17 protein-coding genes are annotated in these 19,147 nt (G+C 72.3%); 11 read left to right on the plus strand and 6 right to left on the minus strand.

The genetic code is table 11. The features are described 5' to 3' along the window. On the minus strand, nt 1-1,296 hold the full coding sequence (locus J7I94_RS04235) for a 3-oxoacyl-ACP reductase (RefSeq protein WP_215165194.1): 1,296 nt from the start codon (nt 1,294-1,296) through the stop codon (nt 1-3). A 111-nt stretch (nt 1,297-1,407) separates the two neighbouring features. On the opposite strand from J7I94_RS04235, the gene J7I94_RS04240 reads away from it, so the two are divergent. Further along, a complete protein-coding gene (locus J7I94_RS04240; RefSeq protein WP_215165196.1) occupies nt 1,408-2,694 on the plus strand; it encodes an acetyl-CoA C-acetyltransferase in 1,287 nt (428 codons plus the stop codon). Between the two features lie 281 nt (nt 2,695-2,975). Then, nucleotides 2,976-4,910: a long-chain fatty acid--CoA ligase gene (locus J7I94_RS04245; protein WP_215165197.1), complete on the plus strand. Its 1,935-nt coding sequence runs from the start codon at nt 2,976-2,978 to the stop codon at nt 4,908-4,910. 144 nt (nt 4,911-5,054) lie between these two features. On the opposite strand, the gene J7I94_RS04250 is transcribed toward J7I94_RS04245, so the two are convergent. Next, nucleotides 5,055-5,687: a class I SAM-dependent methyltransferase gene (locus J7I94_RS04250; RefSeq protein ID WP_215165198.1), complete on the minus strand. Its 633-nt coding sequence runs from the start codon at nt 5,685-5,687 to the stop codon at nt 5,055-5,057. 138 nt (nt 5,688-5,825) lie between these two features. Further along, the gene (locus tag J7I94_RS04255; RefSeq protein ID WP_003974443.1) at nt 5,826-6,029 is read right to left on the minus strand and encodes a cold-shock protein; all 204 of its coding nucleotides are present in this window, start codon (nt 6,027-6,029) and stop codon (nt 5,826-5,828) included. 311 nt (nt 6,030-6,340) lie between these two features. Here J7I94_RS04255 and J7I94_RS04260 point away from each other — a divergent pair, with 311 nt between their 5' ends. The 4 genes from J7I94_RS04260 (at nt 6,341) to J7I94_RS04275 (ending at nt 9,968) form a co-directional block, all read left to right on the plus strand. Then, entirely contained in the window at nt 6,341-7,189 is an 849-nt protein-coding gene (locus J7I94_RS04260) for a menaquinone biosynthetic enzyme MqnA/MqnD family protein (RefSeq protein WP_215165199.1), read from the plus strand. Between the two features lie 246 nt (nt 7,190-7,435). Continuing rightward, nucleotides 7,436-8,164, plus strand: a complete 729-nt coding sequence (locus J7I94_RS04265) for an A24 family peptidase (RefSeq protein WP_215165200.1) — start codon at nt 7,436-7,438, stop codon at nt 8,162-8,164. Between the two features lie 153 nt (nt 8,165-8,317). Further along, nucleotides 8,318-9,517, plus strand: coding sequence for a cyclic dehypoxanthinyl futalosine synthase (gene mqnC / locus J7I94_RS04270; RefSeq protein ID WP_215165201.1), 1,200 nt, complete (start codon nt 8,318-8,320; stop codon nt 9,515-9,517). Between the two features lie 7 nt (nt 9,518-9,524). Next, a complete protein-coding gene (locus tag J7I94_RS04275) occupies nt 9,525-9,968 on the plus strand; it encodes a hypothetical protein (protein WP_215165203.1) in 444 nt (147 codons plus the stop codon). A 265-nt stretch (nt 9,969-10,233) separates the two neighbouring features. Here the strand turns inward: J7I94_RS04275 and J7I94_RS04280 are convergent, their stop codons facing one another. Next, on the minus strand, nt 10,234-11,262 hold the full coding sequence (locus J7I94_RS04280; RefSeq protein WP_215165205.1) for a chitinase: 1,029 nt from the start codon (nt 11,260-11,262) through the stop codon (nt 10,234-10,236). 307 nt (nt 11,263-11,569) lie between these two features. On the opposite strand from J7I94_RS04280, the gene J7I94_RS04285 reads away from it, so the two are divergent. Genes J7I94_RS04285 through J7I94_RS04300 form a run of 4 tightly spaced genes read left to right on the plus strand, consistent with a single transcriptional unit; the run spans nt 11,570 to nt 16,405 of the window. Beyond that, nucleotides 11,570-11,920 carry a hypothetical protein gene (locus tag J7I94_RS04285; RefSeq protein ID WP_308114491.1) on the plus strand — a complete coding sequence of 117 codons (351 nt, stop codon included), beginning with the start codon at nt 11,570-11,572 and terminating at the stop codon, nt 11,918-11,920. A gap of 20 nt (nt 11,921-11,940) precedes the next feature. Beyond that, nucleotides 11,941-14,268, plus strand: a complete 2,328-nt coding sequence (locus J7I94_RS04290; protein ID WP_215165208.1) for a bifunctional polysaccharide deacetylase/glycosyltransferase family 2 protein — start codon at nt 11,941-11,943, stop codon at nt 14,266-14,268. Continuing rightward, complete coding sequence (locus J7I94_RS04295; protein WP_215165209.1) at nt 14,265-15,677, plus strand: acyltransferase; 1,413 nt, start codon at nt 14,265-14,267, stop codon at nt 15,675-15,677. Before J7I94_RS04290 ends, J7I94_RS04295 begins: the two co-directional genes overlap by 4 nt. 32 nt (nt 15,678-15,709) lie before the next feature. After that, complete coding sequence (locus J7I94_RS04300; protein ID WP_215165210.1) at nt 15,710-16,405, plus strand: demethylmenaquinone methyltransferase; 696 nt, start codon at nt 15,710-15,712, stop codon at nt 16,403-16,405. Between the two features lie 263 nt (nt 16,406-16,668). Here J7I94_RS04300 and J7I94_RS04305 read toward each other — a convergent pair whose 3' ends face one another. Together J7I94_RS04305 and J7I94_RS04310 are read right to left on the minus strand one after the other, a co-directional pair. Beyond that, complete coding sequence (locus tag J7I94_RS04305; RefSeq protein WP_215165293.1) at nt 16,669-17,046, minus strand: PASTA domain-containing protein; 378 nt, start codon at nt 17,044-17,046, stop codon at nt 16,669-16,671. A gap of 177 nt (nt 17,047-17,223) precedes the next feature. Further along, nucleotides 17,224-17,730, minus strand: a complete 507-nt coding sequence (locus J7I94_RS04310; RefSeq protein ID WP_215165211.1) for a GNAT family N-acetyltransferase — start codon at nt 17,728-17,730, stop codon at nt 17,224-17,226. Nucleotides 17,731-17,829: 99 nt separating this feature from the next. Here J7I94_RS04310 and J7I94_RS04315 point away from each other — a divergent pair, with 99 nt between their 5' ends. Next, nucleotides 17,830-19,113: a geranylgeranyl reductase family protein gene (locus tag J7I94_RS04315; protein WP_215165212.1), complete on the plus strand. Its 1,284-nt coding sequence runs from the start codon at nt 17,830-17,832 to the stop codon at nt 19,111-19,113. Nucleotides 19,114-19,147 lie beyond the last annotated feature (34 nt).

Here is a 19,147-nt window from a genome sequence, read left to right on the forward strand (position 1 = left end):
TCAGGCCCCCAGCAGGCTCTGGCCGCAGACCCGGACGACCTGGCCGTTGACCGCGCCCGAGGCCGGGTGGGCCAGCCAGGCGGTGGTCTCGGCGACGTCGACGGGCAGACCGCCCTGGGCGAGGGAGTTCATCCGGCGGCCCGCCTCGCGGATGAACAGGGGGACCGCCGCCGTCATCTTCGTCTCGATGAAGCCCGGCGCGACCGCGTTCACCGTCACCCCGTGCTCGGCCCGCGCGCGCGGGGCCAGGGCGCGGACCAGGCCGACGATCCCGGCCTTGCTCGCCGCGTAGTTGGTCTGGCCGGCGTTCCCGGCGAGCCCCGCGATGGACGCCGTCGCCACGATCCGGCCGCCGGTGCGCACCGCCCCGGCGGTCAGCAGCGCGTCCGTGGTGCGCAGCACGCTCGCGAGGTTGACGTCGAGGACGGAACTCCAGCGGTCGGCCGGCATGTTGACCAGCCGGCGGTCCCGGGTGATGCCCGCGTTGTGGACGAGGACGTCCAGCCCGTCGGGGACCGTCGCCGCGATCCGCCCGCCCGCGTCGGCGGCGGTGATGTCGAGGGCGAGGGCGGTGCCGCCGAGCCGTTCGGCGACGCGCCGGGCGTCGGCCTCGGCCGCGGGGACGTCCAGTACGACGACGTGGGCGCCGTCCCGGGCGAGGGTCTCGGCGACCGCCTCGCCGATGCCGCGCGCGCCGCCGGTGACCAGGGCGGTGCGTCCGGCGAGGGGGCGGGCGGGGTCGGCCGGGGCGGCGGGCCCGTCGTCACCGGGGCCGACGTCGATGACCTGGCCGCTGACGTAGGCCGACTTGGGGGAGAGCAGGAAGCGGAGCGTGGACTCGGCGGCGCGGGCGTCCGTGAGGCGGACCAGGTTGACGGTCCTGCCCCGGCCGATCTCCTTGCCGAGCGAGCGGGTGAAGCCCTCCAGCGCCTGCTGGGCGGCGGCCTGGTGGTGGTCGCCGGCGGCGGCCGGGGAGCCGAGCACGAGGACGCGCCCGCCCGCCGTGACCGACCGCACGACCGGGTGCAGGGCCGCGTGCACCTCGGCGAGCGCCGCCACGTCCCGGACCCCGGTGGCGTCCAGGACGACGGCGGCGGGGCGGTCCGAGGCGCCGGTCCGCAGGAAGGACAGGTCGTCCAGTTCGGACGTGCCCGCCGTCAGCAGCAGGACCTCGCCCTCCAGGGCCGGGCGCTCCGGCGACCAGCGGCGCAGCGGCGCGGGCTGCGGCAGGCCGAGCCGGCGGGTCAGGAAACGGCCCGGCGCGGTGCCGGTGAAGCTCAGATAGCGGTCGGCCATGCGTGACTCCCAGCGTCCGGTCTGCTTACTCTGGAGTAAGGTTACCGGAGGTAAGGAGGCGTCGCCGCGTGGCTGCGGACGTCGCCGTGTGGATGAGGAAGCAGGGTCGAGATGAGTCCCCTTGAGCCCCCGAGGGCCCGCCGGGTCGCGGTCGTCGGCGGTACGCGCATCCCGTTCGCCCGCTCGGACGGCCCGTACGCCACCGCCTCCAACCAGGAGATGCTGACCGCCGCCCTGGACGGACTGGCCGAGCGGTACGGGCTGCGGGGGCCCGGCGCGGTGGGCGAGTTCGTCGCCGGGGCGGTCCTCAAGCACAGCCGCGACTTCAACCTCGCCCGCGAGACGGTCCTCGGCTCGGTACTCGATCCCCGTACGCCCGCCTACGACGTCCAGCAGGCGTGCGGCACCGGGCTCCAGGCGGTCGTCGCCGCCGCCAACAAGATCGCCCTCGGGCAGACCGAGTCGGCGGTCGCGGGCGGTGCGGACACCGCGAGCGACGCGCCGCTCGGCGTCAACGACCGGCTCCGGCGCATCCTCCTGGAGGCCCGCCGGGCGAAGTCGGCGGGCGCCCGGCTGAGGGCCCTGGCCCGCATCCGCCCCGGCCACCTCGTCCCGGACATCCCGCGCAACGCCGAGCCGCGCACCGGACTGTCGATGGGGGAGCACGCGGCGGTCACCGCCCGCGCCTGGGGCATCACCCGAGGGGCCCAGGACGAACTGGCGGCCACCAGTCACCAGCGGCTGGCGGCGGCGTACGAGCGCGGGTTCTTCGACGACCTGGTCGTCCCGTTCCGGGGACTGTCCCGCGACCAGAACCTGCGCCCGGACTCGACGCCGGAGAGGCTGGCCGCGCTGAAGCCGGTGTTCGGCACGGACGGGCCCGCGCCGACCATGACGGCGGGCAACTCCACGCCCCTGACCGACGGCGCGGCCACCGTGCTGCTGGCGAGCGAGGAGTGGGCGGCCGAGCGCGGGCTGGAACCGCTGGCGTACCTGACCGCGTACGAGACGGCGGCCGTCGACTTCGTGGCCGGGGATGTGGCGGGCGGCGAGGACGGACTGCTGATGGCCCCGGCGTACGCGGTGCCGCGGATGCTGGAGCGGACCGGGTACGGCATCGAGGACTTCGACCTGATCGAGGTGCACGAGGCGTTCGCCTCCCAGGTGCTGGCCACACTGGCGGCCTGGGAGAAGCGGGGCCTGGCCCCCGTGGACCGGTCCCGCCTGAACGTGGCCGGCTCCTCGCTCGCCACCGGCCACCCCTTCGCGGCGACCGGCGCCCGGATCGTGGCCACCCTGGCGAAACTGCTGGCCGAACGGGAGGCGCCGGGCCGGGGGCTGATCTCGGTCTGCGCGGCGGGCGGACAGGGCGTCACGGCCGTCCTGGAACGCGCCTGACCCGCCCCGGGACGGCGTGCGAGGCCGCTGACACGTGACTCCCGAGGCTACTTACAGGTAACTCCGGAGGTTGCACAACCCCGGCCCCGGACCGACCCGGAACCCGCACGAACTCCCCACGTGGGCCCCGTACGATCCCCAAGCCGACCGGCGGGGCCGCCACCCCGCCGGTCCACCGGTCCGCCGGGCCCCACCGGTCGCACCGGTCCCACCGCTGAACGCCGGCACGCGTACGTCATGCAGCCGAGCGGAGCCGCCGCCGCCCGCCCCAGGAGCCGCCCGTGTCCACTCCGCTTCCCTCCTTCGCCGCGTCCGCCACCTACGGCGACGCGCCCGGACCCGTCCTCGTGGAGCCCGAGACACGGCGGCTGGACGGGGCCGTGCGGGAGGTGTACGTACCGCCGTTCGCCCCGCCGGTCCGGCACGGGTCGCTCGCCGACCTGCCGTTCGACAACGCGGCCGCGGCCCCCGGATCGGTGGTGCTCGGCCGCAGGGCGGCGGACGGGCGGTGGGCCGACGTGACGGCCGCCGAGTTCGCCGAGCAGGTGCTGGCGCTGGCCAAGGGCCTGATATCCGAGGGCCTGGCGCCGGGCGACCGGATCGCCGTCATGGCGCGGACGACCTACGAGTGGACCCTCCTCGACTTCGCCGCCTGGGCCGCCGGGCTGGTGACCGTGCCGATCTACCCGACCTCCTCCCTCTTCCAGATCCGATGGATCCTGCACGACTCCGGCGCGGTCGCCCTGGCCACCGAGACCACCGCCCAGGCCGCCGCCCTCGGCCCGGATCTCGACCGGCTGCCCGATCTCAAACGCCTGTGGATCATCGAGCAGGGCCATGTGGAGCGGCTCGCGGAGCTGGGCGCCGAGGTGCCCGACGCCGAGATCGGCGTCCGCCGCGGCATGCTCAGCCCCAGCACCCTCGCCACCCTCATCTACACCTCCGGCACCACCGGCCGGCCCAAGGGCTGCGCGCTCACCCACGGCAACTTCTTCGCCGAGGTGGACAACGCCATCGAGCTGCTCTACCCGGTGTTCAAGGCCGAGGCCAAGGACGAGGAACCCTCGATCCTCCTCTTCCTCCCCATGTCCCACGTCTTCGGCCGGATGGTCGCCGTCGCCTGTGTCCGGGCCCGGGTCCGCCTCGGCCACGCCCCCAGCCTGAAACCGGACGAGCTGCTGCCGGACCTGGCGGCGTTCCGGCCGACGTGCCTGCTGACCATCCCGTACATGCTGGAGAAGGTCTTCAACACCGCCCGCGCCAAGGCCGAGTCCGGCGGCCGGGCGACGGTCTTCGACCGCGCGGAGTCCGTGGCGGTGCGCTACGGCGAGGCGCTGGAGGCCCGCCAGACCGGGGCGGGCGGCGGCCCGGGACGCGCCCTGAGGACGGCCCGCGCCTTCTACGACCCGCTGGTCTACCGCAGGATCCGGTCCGCCATGGGCGGCCGGGTCCGGTACGCCATCTGCGGCGGCTCCCCGCTGGGCCGCCGCCTGGCCGCCTTCTACGCCGGGGCCGGAATCGAGATCTTCGAGGGGTACGGCCTGACCGAGACGACGGCGGCGGTGACGGTGACGCCGCCGCTCAAGCCGCGCCTGGGCACGGTGGGCTGGCCGCTGCCCGGCACCCGGCTGCGGATCGCCGTGGACGGCGAGATCCTCGTCTCCGGCGAGCAGGTGCTGCACGGCTACTGGGACCCGGCGGCCGGCGGTGTGGTGTCCGCCGCGCCGGACGGCTGGTTCGCGACCGGCGACCTCGGCGCCCTGGACGACGAGGGGTACCTGACCATCACCGGCCGCAAGAAGGAGATGCTCATCACGGCGGGCGGCTCCAGCGTGGCCCCGGCCCCGCTGGAGGACTGGCTGCGCTCCCACCCCCTGATCTCCCAGTGCCTGGTCGTGGGCGACCGCCGCCCCTACGTCTGCGCCCTGTTCACCCTGGACCCCGACGGCATCACCCACTGGCGCCGCATGAACGGCAAGCATCCGGTGCCGCCGGAGCTGCTCGTCGACGACGAGGACCTGCACGCCGTCCTCCAGCGGGCGGTCGACGAGGCGAACAAGCTCGTCTCCCGCCCCGAGTCGATCCGCCGCTTCGCCGTCCTGCCGCACGACTTCACGGAGTACGCGGGCCATCTGACCCCCTCGATGAAACTCCGCCGCGATGTGATCATGCGGGACTTCGCGGACGTGGTGGAGGGGCTGTACCGGACCGGCTGACGGCGGGGGCAGCGGCGGGCGATCGGCGGTGGGCAGCGGTGGCGGGCAGTGGGGGGCGGGCGATTGGCGGTGGACAGTGGTGGCGGGCGGGCGGTGGTGGCGGGCAGTGGCGGGCGATCGGTGGTGGCGGGCGGTGGCGGGTGGTCAGCGGCGGGCGATCAGGCAGGCCTGCGGGACCTTCGAGGAGGTCTCCTCCTCCTGGATCCGCACCGTCCGCGACAGCACGGTGAACCCGGCCCGCTCCAGCAGTTCCGCCACCGGCTCCGGCCGCCTGCGTTCGAATTCCAGGGTCACCGGGTGACCGAAGGGGCGGTCCAGGAGCAGCGGCTCGTCGCCGACCTGGAAGGCGAGCAGCAGATGCCCGCCCGGGGCCAGCACCCGCCGCACCTCCGCGAAGAGGTCCGGCAGCCGCTCCCAGGGCGTGTGGATCGACGAGTACCAGGAGACGGCCCCCGCGAGGGCACCGTCGGGCAGGTCCAGCGCCAGCATGGAGCCCTGTTCGAACCGCAGGTCCGGATGCTCGCGACGCGCGATCTCCAGCATGGCGGCGGAGAGGTCGAGGCCGAAGACGCGCAGGCCGAGCGAGGCGAGGTGCGCGGTGACCCGCCCGGGCCCGCAGCCCAGGTCGGCCACCTCGCCCTCCGGTCCCACCAGCTCGGCGAAGGCGCCCATCAGGGCCCGGTCGAGGGGGGTGCCGGCGCCCGCGGCGCGGAAGCGGTCGGCGTAGTCCTCGGCGATGGCGTCGTAGAAGGCGCGGGTGGCCTCGGTCGTGGTCATGACCGAGGAGAGTAGGGGCCGCCACGGACAGCGCCGGTGGTTTTTGGCCGGGAAAGGCAGGAGCCCCACGCCGGAGGGCGCGGGGCTCCTTGGGTACTGCACTCGATCCGGATCGGGAGATCAGATCAACTGATCAGATCAGACCGGGGTGACGTTCTCAGCCTGCGGACCCTTGGGGCCCTGCGTGACGTCGAAGGACACCTGCTGGTTCTCCTCCAGGGACCGGAATCCCTGAGCGTTGATCGCGGAGTAGTGGACGAAGACGTCGGGGCCGCCGCCTTCCTGGGCGATGAATCCAAAGCCCTTTTCGGCGTTGAACCACTTCACGGTTCCGGTAGCCATAAGCCCTCCTTGGGCCCAAAGGGTTGCCCTGCTCCAGAACCAGCAAGTGTGAAGATTTAATTCTGCACAACTGCATACGTCTGAGAATGACGAGAGCCCGCGGTCACATGCTCCGCAGGCTCTGTACTGCAAGGGAAACCAAACTGCAACTTGCGGCGAGCCTAGCATGCAGGCACCCGAAAGCAACAGAGCGCAAGATCACTTCACCCGAAGGTTTGAATCCCCGTGGCGTCCGGCTGACGCCCGGAGCCCTGGGGAACCGCCCGGGGGTCGGCGCCCGGTGATCCCCCGGCGAGGGCTAGCCTCGCGATGTGGACAATTCTCGCACCCGGCCGCGTGTCGGCCACATCCAGTTCCTGAACTGCCTGCCCCTCTACTGGGGGCTCGCGAGAACGGGCACGCTCCTCGACTTCGAGCTGACGAAGGACACCCCGGAGAAGCTCAGCGAGCAGCTGGTGCGGGGAGACCTCGACATCGGGCCGATCACCCTGGTCGAGTTCCTCAAGCACGCCGATCGACTGGTCGCCTTCCCGGACATCGCCGTCGGCTGCGACGGCCCGGTGATGAGCTGCGTGATCGTCTCGCAGAAACCCCTGGAGCAGCTGGACGGTGCCCGGGTCGCCCTCGGGTCGACCTCCCGCACCTCCGTCCGCCTCGCCCAGCTGCTGCTCGCCGAGCGGTTCGGCGTACAGCCCGACTACTACACCTGCCCGCCCGACCTCAGCCTGATGATGCGGGAGGCGGACGCGGCCGTCCTGATCGGCGATGCCGCGCTGCGCGCCAACATGCTCGACGGGCCCCGCTTCGGCCTGGAGGTGCACGACCTGGGCGCGCTGTGGAAGGAGTGGACCGGCCTGCCGTTCGTCTTCGCGGTCTGGGCGGCCCGCAAGGAGTACGCCGAGCGCGAGCCGGAGATCACCCGCAAGGTGCACGAGGCCTTCCTCGCCTCCCGCAACCTCTCCCTGGAGGAGGTCGACAAGGTCGCCGAGCAGGCCGCCCGCTGGGAGGACTTCGACGAGGCGACCCTCGCGCAGTACTTCACCACGCTCGACTTCCGCTTCGGGCAGCCGCAGCTCGCGGCGGTCACCGAGTTCGCCCGCCGGGTCGGGCCGACGACCGGGTTCCCGGCGGATGTGACGGTGGATCTGCTCCAGCCCTGAGCGGGCCACTACCCTGCTCGCAGGCCGCGTACCGGGGGACCGGGGGAGGGGGGACGCCATGCGCCCGCTGGAGACCGGCGAACCCACGGCCGTGGGGCCCTGCCGGATGCCCGACCGGCCGGGTCCGGTCGGCCAGGTCCGCCGCTGCCAGGTCCGCCGTTGCCCGGTTCGCTTCCGGCCCGACCGCTTCCGCCCGGACGGGAGGCCGCGGGCACGGCTGCCGCACACGGAGAACGGGCCCACGGCATGAGCGTCGAGCTGCTGGTCGTCGTCGTGGCCGCGCTGTGGGGAGCGGCGGCGGGCGCGCTGCTGCCCCGCGCGGCCTACCGCTTCTCCGTCCCTCCCGGCGAGGACTGGCGGCGCACCTGCCCGGCCGGACACCCGGTCGAGGGCTGGCTCGGGCGGGCCCGCTGCCCCCGGGACGGGACGGCGTACGGCCCCGGCGCCGCCGTCCCCGCCGCCGTCACCGCGCCGGCCTGCGCCGCCCTCGCCGCCGCCACCGGCACCCGGCCCGAGCTGGCCGTCTGGCTGCTGCTCGCGCCGGTCGCGGTGCTGCTGACCGTCGTCGACGTCCGGGTACGGCGCCTGCCCGACCCGCTCACCCTGCCGCTGGCGGGTGCCGCCCTCGCCCTGCTCGGCCTGGTCTCCCTGGTCCCGGAGCACGCCGGGTCCTGGACCACCGCCCTGCTCGGCGCCCTCGCGCTCGGCGCCGGCTACTACGCGCTGTTCCTGATCAACCCCTCCGGCATGGCCTTCGGCGACGTGAAACTCGCCCTCGGGGCGGGTGCGGTGCTCGGCTGGTACGGCTGGGCGACGCTCCTGCTGGGCGCCTTCGCCGGATTCCTGCTCGGCTCGCTGTACGGCATCGGCCTCGTCGTCGCCCGGCGGGCCGCGCGCGACACCCAGATCGCGTTCGGGCCGTTCCTGATCGGCGGGGTGTTCCTCGGCCTGCTGGTGGGGGCCTTCACGGCCTGAACACCGCCGGGACGGAGGCCGCCACGGCCTGAACCCCGCGGGGGACGGAGACGGCCACGGCCTGATGTCGGCCCTGAAGACCGCTGGCGTACGCTGGTTCGGTCCGTCCACACGGGACGATCTGTCCACAACCCTTGACGAAAGGGACGCCCGGTGACCGAGAAGGCCGACCTCCAGCCCGTCCTCGACCGCGCCGCCGCCGGTGGTCGGATCACCCCGGAAGAAGCCCTCGTCCTCTACCGTGACGCCCCGCTGCACGCGCTGGGCTCCGCCGCCGACGCGATCCGCCGGCGGAAGTACGCCGGGATCGAGCACATCGCGACGTACATCATCGAGCGGAACATCAACTACACCAACGTGTGCGTCACGGCGTGCAAGTTCTGCGCCTTCTACGCGGCCCCCAAGGACACCAAGAAGGGCTGGAGCCGCGACCTCGACGACATCCTGCGCCGCTGCGCGGAGACCGTCGAACTGGGCGGCACCCAGATCATGTTCCAGGGCGGACACCACCCGGACTACGGCGTCGAGTACTACGAGCACCACTTCTCCGCCATCAAGAAGGAGTTCCCGCAGCTCGTCATCCACAGCCTGGGGGCGAGCGAGGTCGAGCACATGGCGCGGATCTCCAAGGTGAGCGCCGAGGAGGCGATCCGGCGCATCCACGCGGCCGGGCTCGACTCCTTCGCCGGGGCCGGCGCCGAACTGCTGCCCGCGCGCCCCCGCAAGGCCATCGCGCCGCTGAAGGAGTCCGGCGAGCGCTGGCTGGAGATCATGGAGATCGCGCACAACCTGGGCGTGGAGTCCACCAGCACGATGCTCATGGGCACCGGCGAGACCAACGCCGAGCGCATCGAGCACCTGCGGATGATCCGCGACGTGCAGGACCGCACCGGCGGCTTCCGCGCCTTCATCCCGTACACCTACCAGCCCGAGAACAACCACCTGAAGGGCCGCACGCAGGCGACGCTCTTCGAGTACCTGCGGATGATCGCCATCGCGCGGATCTTCCTCGACAACGTCGCCCACATCCAGGGCTCCTGGCTGACCACCGGCAAGGAGGTCGGCCAGCTCTCCCTGCACTACGGCGCCGACGACCTCGGCTCGGTCATGCTGGAGGAGAACGTGGTGTCGTCGGCCGGCGCCAAGCACCGTTCCAACCGGCTGGAGCTGATCGACCTGATCCGGAAGGCCGGGCGGGTCCCCGCGCAGCGGGCGACGACGTACGAGCACCTGGTGGTGCACGACGACCCGGCGAACGACCCGGTCGACGAGCGCGTCGTCTCGCACATCTCGTCCACGGCGATCGAGGGCGGCACCGCGCACCCCGAGCTGAAGCTGATCGCGGCCGACTGACCCGGCCGTGCTGACCATTCACGCCGCCGAAGAGGTCCGCGCCGACTGGGACGCGTCGCCGCTGGCCGACGGCGCGGTCGCCGTCGAGGGCGGGCGGATCGTCGCGGTGGGGCCCGCCGGTGAGATCGAGGCGAGGTTCCCAGGCGCGCGGGTACGGCGCTGGCCGGGGGCGCTCGGGCCCGGGCTGCTGCACGAGGGGGCGCTGCCCGACGCGCCGAGCCCGCGCGAACGCGTGCACGCCGTGCTGAAGTCGGGGGCGGTGGCCGTGCTGGCGGAGTACGTCGACGCCGGGCTGCGGGCCGCCGCCGGGCGCAACGACGTGGCGGTGCTGCCGGCCACGCGCCGGCCGGTGCTGACCGCCGGCGGACGGGCCGACCTCGCCGTGTTCGACGCCGACGGCGCGTGCCTCGCGACGGTGTGCGCGGGGCGGCTGGTGCACCGGCGGCGGTGAGCCTGCGGGGCCCGGCACATCGGCGGGGGTGAGCCTGCGGGGCCCGGCGCATCGGCGGGGGTGCGCCCGCGGGGGTTCGGTGCACCGGTGGCCGCGGGGGTTCGGCACACCGGCGGCGATGAGCCCGGGGTTCCGTACACCGCGGCGGTGAGCCGGCGGGGTTCCGTACACCGCGGCGGTGAGCCGGCGGGGTTCCGTACACCGCGGCGGTGAGCCCGCGGGGGCCCGTACACCGCGGCGGTGAGCCCGCGGGGCCCGGTGGGGCTCAGCCCGCGAACGCCTCCCCGAAGGCGCCCGCCTCCTGGTCGACCCCGCTGCAGTCCGTCGCCGCGTCGCTGGAGTCCGTGTCGTCGTCGCACTGCTGGTCGCGGAAGGTCGACCACATCGACACCCAGGCGATCTCCTTCTCCTCGGCGAACGTCCGTACCTCCGCCGCGTCGGCGAGCGTGAACGTCTCCCCGTCGACGTCGTTGACGCCGATCATCGAGGTCAGCGCCATGCCCCGCCAGGCGTTCGCGTCGGAGAGGCCGAAGATCTCCTTCAGCTGGGTGTGCGCGGCCTTGGCGGAGGTGAGGGCGTAGTCGCCCATGTCGCCGTCGTAGGACTCGCCGTAGTTCATGGTCATCAGGTTGACCGTGGAGACCTGCACGGCGTGGTTGTTGGCGGACTCCAGCAACGCGACGCTGTCGTCGTCCAGCCCCGAGGGCATCACGGGGAGGGTGAAGGAGACCGTCAGGTCCGTGCGCTCCTCCTGGAGCAGCGCGATCGCCTCCGAACGCAGGTCGACGGAGTCGGAGTCGGTCAGCTCGTCGCCCTCGATGTCGAAGTCGGCGAGGGTGGCGCCCCCGGCCGCGTCCAGTGCCTCGCCGTACGCCTCCGCCAGCTCCTCCGCGCTGTCGCAGGTCGCCGCCAGCTCGTCGCCGGAGGCGCCGCCGAAGGAGACCCGGACCGAGGAGCCGTCCGCGGTGAGGTCCGAGATGCGGGAGGCGACCGACGAGTCGTCGATGGCGTGGCTGCCGTTCCACTCGGGGGTGCAACCGCTGCCGGAGGAGATGACGAACGCCAGGTTGTACGTCGCCGGGGAGCCCGCCGAGTCCAGGTCGTTGGCGGTGGTGGCGCTCACGTAAGGGGCGTAGCCGGTGGACGACGTGGTGCCGGACGGCGCCGACGGCGTGCTGGAGGACGGGGCCTCGGGCGCCGCGTCTGAGGAGTCGTCACCTCCCGCGGAGCAGCCCGCAGTTGCCAGGGCGAACAGACAGATCAGCCCTGCTGCGGCTTTTCGTGGACTCCTCATCGCGTACGCTCCCGCTCTCAAGATGTATGTCCCAGGACGGAAACAGAACGTGTCTCCGAACCGGAAAGGTGCCACACGCGACTGTGCCCCTCCTGGCAAAGAGCCGCGTTTTCCTGCGGTTTCTCAGCGGAATGACAGGTCCGGCCCGTTCTCATGGGCGCCTCACAAGAAAGCCAGAGTTTTGATCACATGAAGTGCTTCTAACATCTGAGGAATGCATTCCGAGCCTGCCATCGAAAGCCGCGCCGCTGCGCGCGGTCGCCGCCGCAAACGCGGTAACGGGTCCGCCGCATCGGTCGACGGTCCTGTGTTCGTTGACAACTCCGGACGCCGGGCCAAGCTGCTGCGCCGGCTCGGCATCCTCGTCGGCGTCGTCTGTATGGGGTACGCGGTCGTGCTGGGCCTGGCCTTCATGGGCATCGGCACCTCGATCAACCCGTCGTCGCTGCTGCCCTTCGGAGGCGGCGGCAACGCCTCCGCCCCCGGCGGGGGCATGCAGCCGCAGGGCGGCGTCGCCCCGACCGGGATGCCCAGCGGTGCGCCCAGCGGCGTTCCGTCCGGCGCCCCCACCGGTGTTCCGCCCACCGGAGCCGCGATCGGCTCCGCCTCCGCCACCGCCACCGCTTCCGCCCCGGCCGCCTCCGCGACCGCCGACTGACCGGAATCGCAGCCAACTCCATGACCACGACACCACCTTCCCGCGGCCGCCGCCGGGCACCGAGCCGGATGGAACGCGCCGCCGGCCGGGCCGCCGCGCTGCAGAAGCCGCGGGTCATCCTCGCTCTGCTGCTCCTGCTGGCCCTGACCTGCGTCATGCTGCTGGACGGCTACCTGCGCGCCGAGGTCGGCGGCGACCAGCGCGTCCGTACCGGCGCCAGCTCCAGCGACGTCCCCGACGACGTGCTGGAGGGCGGGCCGATCCTGTCCTTCCGCGGCGGCCAGGCCACCACCGTCTCCGTGCCGGACAAGACGATCGCGCTGACCTTCGACGACGGGCCGAACCCGACGTGGACGCCCCAGGTGCTGGAGATCCTGGAGGAGTACGACGTCCCGGGCACCTTCTTCTTGGTCGGGTCGATGGTCTCGCGCTACCCGGACATCGTCGACGACCTGGTCGACCAGGGCAACGAGGTGGGCATCCACACCTTCACCCACGTCGACCTCTCCTACCAGAGCGACGCCCGCATCACCCGGGAGATCGAGCAGACCCAGCTCGCGCTGGCGGGCGCGGCCGGGATCACGACGACGCTGTTCCGGGCGCCGTACTCCTCGGAGATGGACGCCATCGACAACTACAGCTGGCCGGTCTACGAGAAGCTCGGTGAGGACGGTTACACCAGCGTCTTCATCGACACCGACAGCGACGACTGGAAGAAGCCCGGCGTCTCGAAGATCATCAAGTGGGCGACGCCGGAGGACGGCGAGGGCGCCTCCGTGCTCTTCCACGACGCGGGCGGGGAGCGCTCGCAGACGATCAAGGCGCTGCCGAAGTACATCGAGAAGATGAAGGCGAAGGGCTACACCTTCACCACCATCAGCGGTGTCATGGCGGAGCAGGGCGCGGGCGCCCCGGCCGCGGCGGCGGCAGGAGCCGGGCAGGGCACGGCGCCGGGCGCCGAGGCCGCGCAGGGCGGTACCGGTACCGGTACCGACAACGGCACCGGTACGGGTACGGGCGCCGACAGCGGATCGCAGCTCCAGGCCGCCCACCGCGAGGCCACCGGCACGACCCTCTACGAGGGCAAGGCGCTCATCGCGGCCGTCCGCGTCGCCGAGTGGACGGTCCCGGCGCTCTCGGTCGGGCTGATGGTGGTGGGCGTCGCCGTCATGGGCCGGTTCGGGATGATGCTGATCCTCGCCCGCCGGCACTACAGACAGCGCAACAAACGCCGGTTCAGCTGGGGCCCGACCGTCACCCGCCCGGTGAGCGTGATCGTCCCGGCGTACAACGAGAAGGAGTGCATCGCCAACACCCTGAAGTCGCTGGCGCAGAGCACCCACCCGATCGAGGTCATCATCGTGGACGACGGCTCCTCGGACGGCACCTCCGAGATCGCCCGCGAGGCCGCCGACGCGCTCGGCATGACCAACGTCCGCGTCATCCGCCAGGAGAACGCGGGCAAGCCGGCCGCCCTCAACAACGGCGTGCGCAACGCCAGTCACGACATCGTCGTGATGATGGACGGCGACACCGTCTTCGAGGCGGAGACCGTACGCCACCTCGTCCAGCCGTTCGCCGACCCCCAGGTCGGCGCGGTCGCGGGCAACGCCAAGGTCGGCAACCGCAACACCATCATCGGGGCCTGGCAGCACATCGAGTACGTGATGGGCTTCAACCTCGACCGGCGCATGTACGACCTGCTGCGCTGCATGCCGACCATCCCCGGCGCGATCGGCGCGTTCCGCCGCGAGGCGGTCCTGGAGGTCGGCGGCATGAGCGAGGACACCCTCGCCGAGGACACCGACATCACCATCGCCATGCACCGCGCGGGCTGGCGGGTCGTCTACCAGGAGCACGCCCGCGCCTGGACCGAGGCGCCGGGTTCGCTGAAGCAGCTGTGGTCGCAGCGTTACCGCTGGTCCTACGGCACGATGCAGGCGCTGTGGAAGCACCGGAAGTCCCTGACCGACAAGGGCCCCTCGGGCCGCTTCGGGCGGGTCGGCATGCCGCTGGTGGTGATCTTCCAGATCATCACGCCGGTCTTCGCGCCGCTGATCGACGTCTTCACCGCGTACTCGATGATCTTCGTCGACTTCAAGGCCGCGCTGCTGGCGTGGCTGGCGGTGCTGGGCATCCAGCTGTTCTGCGCGGCGTACGCCTTCCGGCTGGACAAGGAGAAGTACCGGTACCTGCTGATGATGCCGCTCCAGCAGCTCGCCTACCGGCAGATGATGTACCTCGTCCTGATCCACTCCTGCATCACCGCCCTCACCGGCGGCCGGCTGCGCTGGCAGAAGCTGAAGCGGACGGGCGAGGTCGGCACTCCGGCGGGGGCCGGCGGATGAGCTGGGACCAGTACGGGCCCGGGCAGCGTCCCGGGCCCGGGTCTGGCCAGGGCCAGGGCCAGTACGGGCAGGGGTACGGGTACGGCGGGTACGGCGACCAGGGGCAGGCGTATGTGCCGCCCCAGCAGTACGGGTCTCCCCAGCAGTACGGGTCTCCCCAGCAGTACGGGTCTCCGCAGCCGTACGTCCCGCCGCAGCCCCAGCCGCAGCCGTACCCGCAGCAGTACGGCGAGTACGGCGAGTACGGCGCGTACGGGCAGCAGGAGGCGCCGTCGGCCGAGTCGACGGCGCAGCTGCCCCAGGTGGAGCCGGAGCCGGAACCGCAACCGCAGTCTCCGCCGGAGTCGGAACCGGCGCCGCCGCCCGCGGCCCGGTCCGGCGGCCGGGACCGGTACTTCGACACCCTGCGCGCGGTCGCCCTCGTCCGCGTCGTGACGTACCACACCTTCGGCTGGGCCTGGGCCGGGATGGTCTTCCCGTCCATGGGGATCATGTTCGGCCTGGCCGGCACCCTGATGGCGAAGTCGCTGGAACGCCCGGCCCTGAAGGTGGTCAAGAGCCGCATCCGCCGACTGCTGCCGCCCTTCTGGTTCTGGGGCCTCTTCGTCGTCGTCGCGATGCTGATCCACGGCTGGATGCCGGGCTGGCAGATCGTCTACTGGATCGTGCCGCTCGGCGACCCGCCGGGCAACGCCTGGGGCGAACAGGCCTGGGAGATCCTCTGGTACCTGCGCACCTACCTGTGGTTCGTCCTCGTCTCCCCCCTGCTGCTGAAGGTGTTCCGGCTGGCGCCGGTCCCCGTGCTGCTGGCGTCCCTCGCCCCGATCCTCGTCTTCCAGTTCGTCTGGCAGCCGCCCGACAACCGGTTCGGCACCGGGCTCCTCGACCTGGCGACGTACCTCTTCTGCTGGGTGCTCGGCTTCGCGCACCGCGACGGGGTGCTGGCCCGGCTGAAACCGGCCGCGGTCGTGGTCCTGTCGCTGGCCGCGCTCGGCTACGGCGGCTGGTACGCCCTCGCCCACCAGGCCGAGTACGGCACCTACGACCTGGACGACATCCCGCTGGCCCAGGCGTTCTGGTCGGCCGGCTTCGTGACGCTGCTGATGTACTCCAAGGCCAGGCTGAACGTCGACTTCGCGGGCCTCGCCCGCTTCCGGCGGCTGGACCGGCTGGTCAGCGTCTTCAACGCCCGGGCCGTCACGATCTACCTCTGGCACGAGCTGGCGCTGATCCTGGCCGTGCCGCTGGTCGACCAGTTCTGGAAGGTGCCCGCGTTCGAGACGTACCTGCCGCTGGAGAGCCAGTGGTTCATGTTCGGCATCGGCTGGGTGCTGATCGCGCTGTTCGTGCTGGCCTGCGGATGGGTGGAGGACGTGGCGGGGCGCAAGAGGCCGCGGCTCCTGCCGTGAGCCCGGCCGGCGCGGCCTGTAAGAATGGGCGGGTGACCCGCGCCTCCCTGAACAAGCAGCCGCACGAAGTCGCCTCGATGTTCGACCACGTGGCGGCCCGGTACGACCTCACCAACGACGTGCTGTCGCTCGGCCAGGACCGGGTGTGGCGCAAGGAGGTCGCCCGGGCCGTCGACGCCCGGCCCGCGCAGAAGGTCCTCGACCTGGCCGCGGGCACGGCGACCTCCTCGCTGCCCTTCGCCCGCACCGGCGCGTACGTCGTCCCCTGCGACTTCTCGCTCGGGATGCTCCAGGTCGGCAAGGGGCGCCACGCGTGGCTGCCGTTCACCGCGGGCGACGCGACGCGGCTGCCGTTCGCGGACGACGTCTTCGACGCGGTCACCATCTCCTTCGGGCTGCGCAACGTCCAGGACACGGACGCGGCGCTGCGCGAGCTGTACCGGGTGACCAAGCCCGGCGGCCGGGTCGTCATCTGCGAGTTCTCGCACCCGACGTGGGCGCCGTTCCGTACGGTCTACACCGAGTACCTGATGCGTGCCCTGCCGCCGGTCGCCCGCGCGGTGTCCTCCAACCCGGACGCGTACGTCTACCTCGCCGAGTCCATCCGCGACTGGCCCGACCAGCCCGCCCTGGCCGAACGGCTGCGCAAGGCCGGCTGGTCCAAGGTGGCCTGGCGGAACCTGACCGGCGGCATCGTGGCCCTGCACCGGGGCTTCAAGGAGAGCTGACCCCGAAGTTCCCGGCGGAGCCGACCTCAGGACGCGTCGAGGACCGCGTACACGCCGAGGACTGTCTGCGCGCTGAGAATCGCCTGCGCGTCGAGAACCGCCTGCGCGTCGAGAACCGTCTGCGCGCCGAGAACCGTCTGCGCGTCGAGAATCGCCTGCGCGTCGAGAACCGCCTACGTGTCGAGAACCGCCTACGTGTCGAGAACCGCCTGCGCGTCGAGAATCGCCTGCGCGTCGAGAACCGCCTGCGCGCCGAGAACCGCCTACCCGCCGAGAACCGCGTACGGGACGGCGACCGGTGCGCCCTCCGCCCCCGACACCCTTGCCGCACCCGCCGTGCCCGCCGCCGCACCCGCCCCGTCCCTGGCCGCATCCGGCGTGCCCGGCTCGTCCAGTGCCCGGCGCAGTCCGCCGCCGGGCGGCGCCGGAGTCCGGGGCTCGCGTACCCCGGCGCCCCCGCCGCCCTCACCCGCGCCGAAGTCGAACCACACGGTGACCGCGGCCCCGCGCGGCACCTCGGCCCCGGGCGGCGGGTACTGCCGTACGACGTACTCCACGACCACGCGGTGCAGTTCGGGCCGGTCGGGGGCGGCCAGCAGCACCCCGCGCGCCTCGGCCGCGCGGCGCGCGTCCACGGCCATCAGACCGACCAGACGCGGCACGCGTACCTCGGGCGTCTCGGATGTATCGGGTGTCTCGGGTGCGTTGCGCACAGAACCTCACCCCCAGCGGTACGGGCAGAGTAACCCCCGCCGCGCACCCGCCGGAAGCTTTTTGTAGCGATACGTAGTCGAATCCCCTCCCTCCGTTACTCTCCGTCACAACTCCAGGCGATAGCAGTGCCCCTGCCGCTGCGACCGAGGCGTGATGAACACCTCCGCCAGCCGCATCCCCAGCCGCCGCGTCACCGCGATGGAGCGCTCGTTGTCCGCGTCGACCATCGCGACCACCCCCGGTAGCCCCGCCGCGCGCAGCCGCCGTACCGTCTCCCGGGCCGCCGCCGTCACGTACCCCTTGCCCCAGTGCGGCCGGGCGAGCCGCCAGCCGATCTCGATCTCGCCCTTGGGGCCCCAGTCCCGCGGCCACGGCTGGGCGCCGGTGAAGCCGATGACCTCGTCCCGCTCGTCGAGGACGGTCCACAGGCAGAAGCCGTGCTCGGCGTCGTGCCGGCGCTGGCGGGCGGTGAGTTCCTCGTACACGGACAGCTCCGCCGGCCGGCCGCCGTGGAACTCCATGACCTCCGGGTCGTCGAAGGCCCGGTGCCAGGCGACGGCGTCCTCGTCGGTGGGAACACGCAACCGTACAGCGGGGAGAGCTCGTTTCACGGGGCAGCCCTTCAGCCGGGTGATCGGTGACGCTGAATAGACTGCCCATGTCCGGTGCCCGTCGGCACGCAGAATTCCGAACCCGTGGGAGACCCCGCCGTGACCGAGCCCCTCTCCGACAACACCGCCGATGTGATCGTCGTGGGCGCGGGGCCAGCCGGCTCCACCACCGCGTACCACCTGGCCAAGGCCGGACTCGACGTCCTGCTGCTGGAGAAGACCGCGTTCCCCCGCGAGAAGGTGTGCGGCGACGGGCTCACCCCCCGCGCGGTCAAGCAGCTGGTGGCGATGGGTATCGACATCTCCGAGGAGGCCGGCTGGCTGCGCAACAAGGGCCTGCGGATCATCGGCGGCGGCACCCGCCTCCAGCTCGACTGGCCCGACCTCGCCTCCTTCCCCGACTACGGTCTGGTCCGCAAACGCGACGACTTCGACGAACAGCTCGCCCGCCAGGCCCAGAAGGCCGGCGCCCGGCTGTACGAGCGCTGCAACGTCGGCGCCCCGGTCGTGGACGACCGCACCGGCCGCATCACCGGCGTCCAGGCCAAGCTCGGCGAGGAGAAGCGGGACGTCACCTTCCACGCCCCGCTGGTGGTGGCCGCCGACGGCAACTCCACCCGGCTGTCGCTGGCGATGGGTCTGCACCGTCGCGAGGACCGCCCGATGGGCGTCGCGGTCCGCACCTACTTCACCTCCCCCCGGCACGACGACGACTATCTGGAGTCCTGGCTCGAACTGTGGGACCGCCGTGGCCCCCAGGACCGCCTCCTCCCCGGCTACGGCTGGATCTTCGGCATGGGCGACGGCACCTCCAACGTCGGTCTCGGCGTCCTCAACACCTCCTCCTCCTTCAAGGACCTGGACTGGCGCGAGGTCCTCAAGGCCTGGTGCGCCTCCATGCCCGAGGACTGGGGCTACACCCCGGACAACATGACCGGCCCGATCCGCGGCGCCGCCCTCCCGATGGCCTTCAACCGCCAGCCCCACTACACCCGCGGCCTGCTGCTCGTCGGTGACGCCGGCGGCCTGGTGAACCCCTTCAACGGCGAGGGCATCGCCTACGCCATGGAGTCCGGCCAGATCGCCGCCGACGTCATCGTCCAGGCACACGCGCGGGCCACGCCCTCCCAGCGCGAGACCGCCCTCCAGCGCTACCCGCGCGTCCTGAAGGACACCTACGGCGGCTACTACAACCTCGGCCGCGCCTTCGTGAAGCTCATCGGCAACCCGAAGGTCATGCAGATCGCCGCCCAGCGCGGTCTGACCCACCCCGTGCTGATGAAGTTCACCCTGAAGATGCTCGCCAACCTGACGGACCCGACCGGTGGCGACGCGATGGACCGCATCATCAACGGACTGACCAAGGTGGCCCCGAAGGCGTGAGCCTCCCGGCCGCGGGGCACCGGGTCACCCGCTG

Origin of the sequence: Streptomyces sp. ISL-12, assembly GCF_018614415.1 — a bacterium.
In the GTDB taxonomy this organism is placed as follows: Bacteria; Actinomycetota; Actinomycetes; order Streptomycetales; family Streptomycetaceae; genus Streptomyces.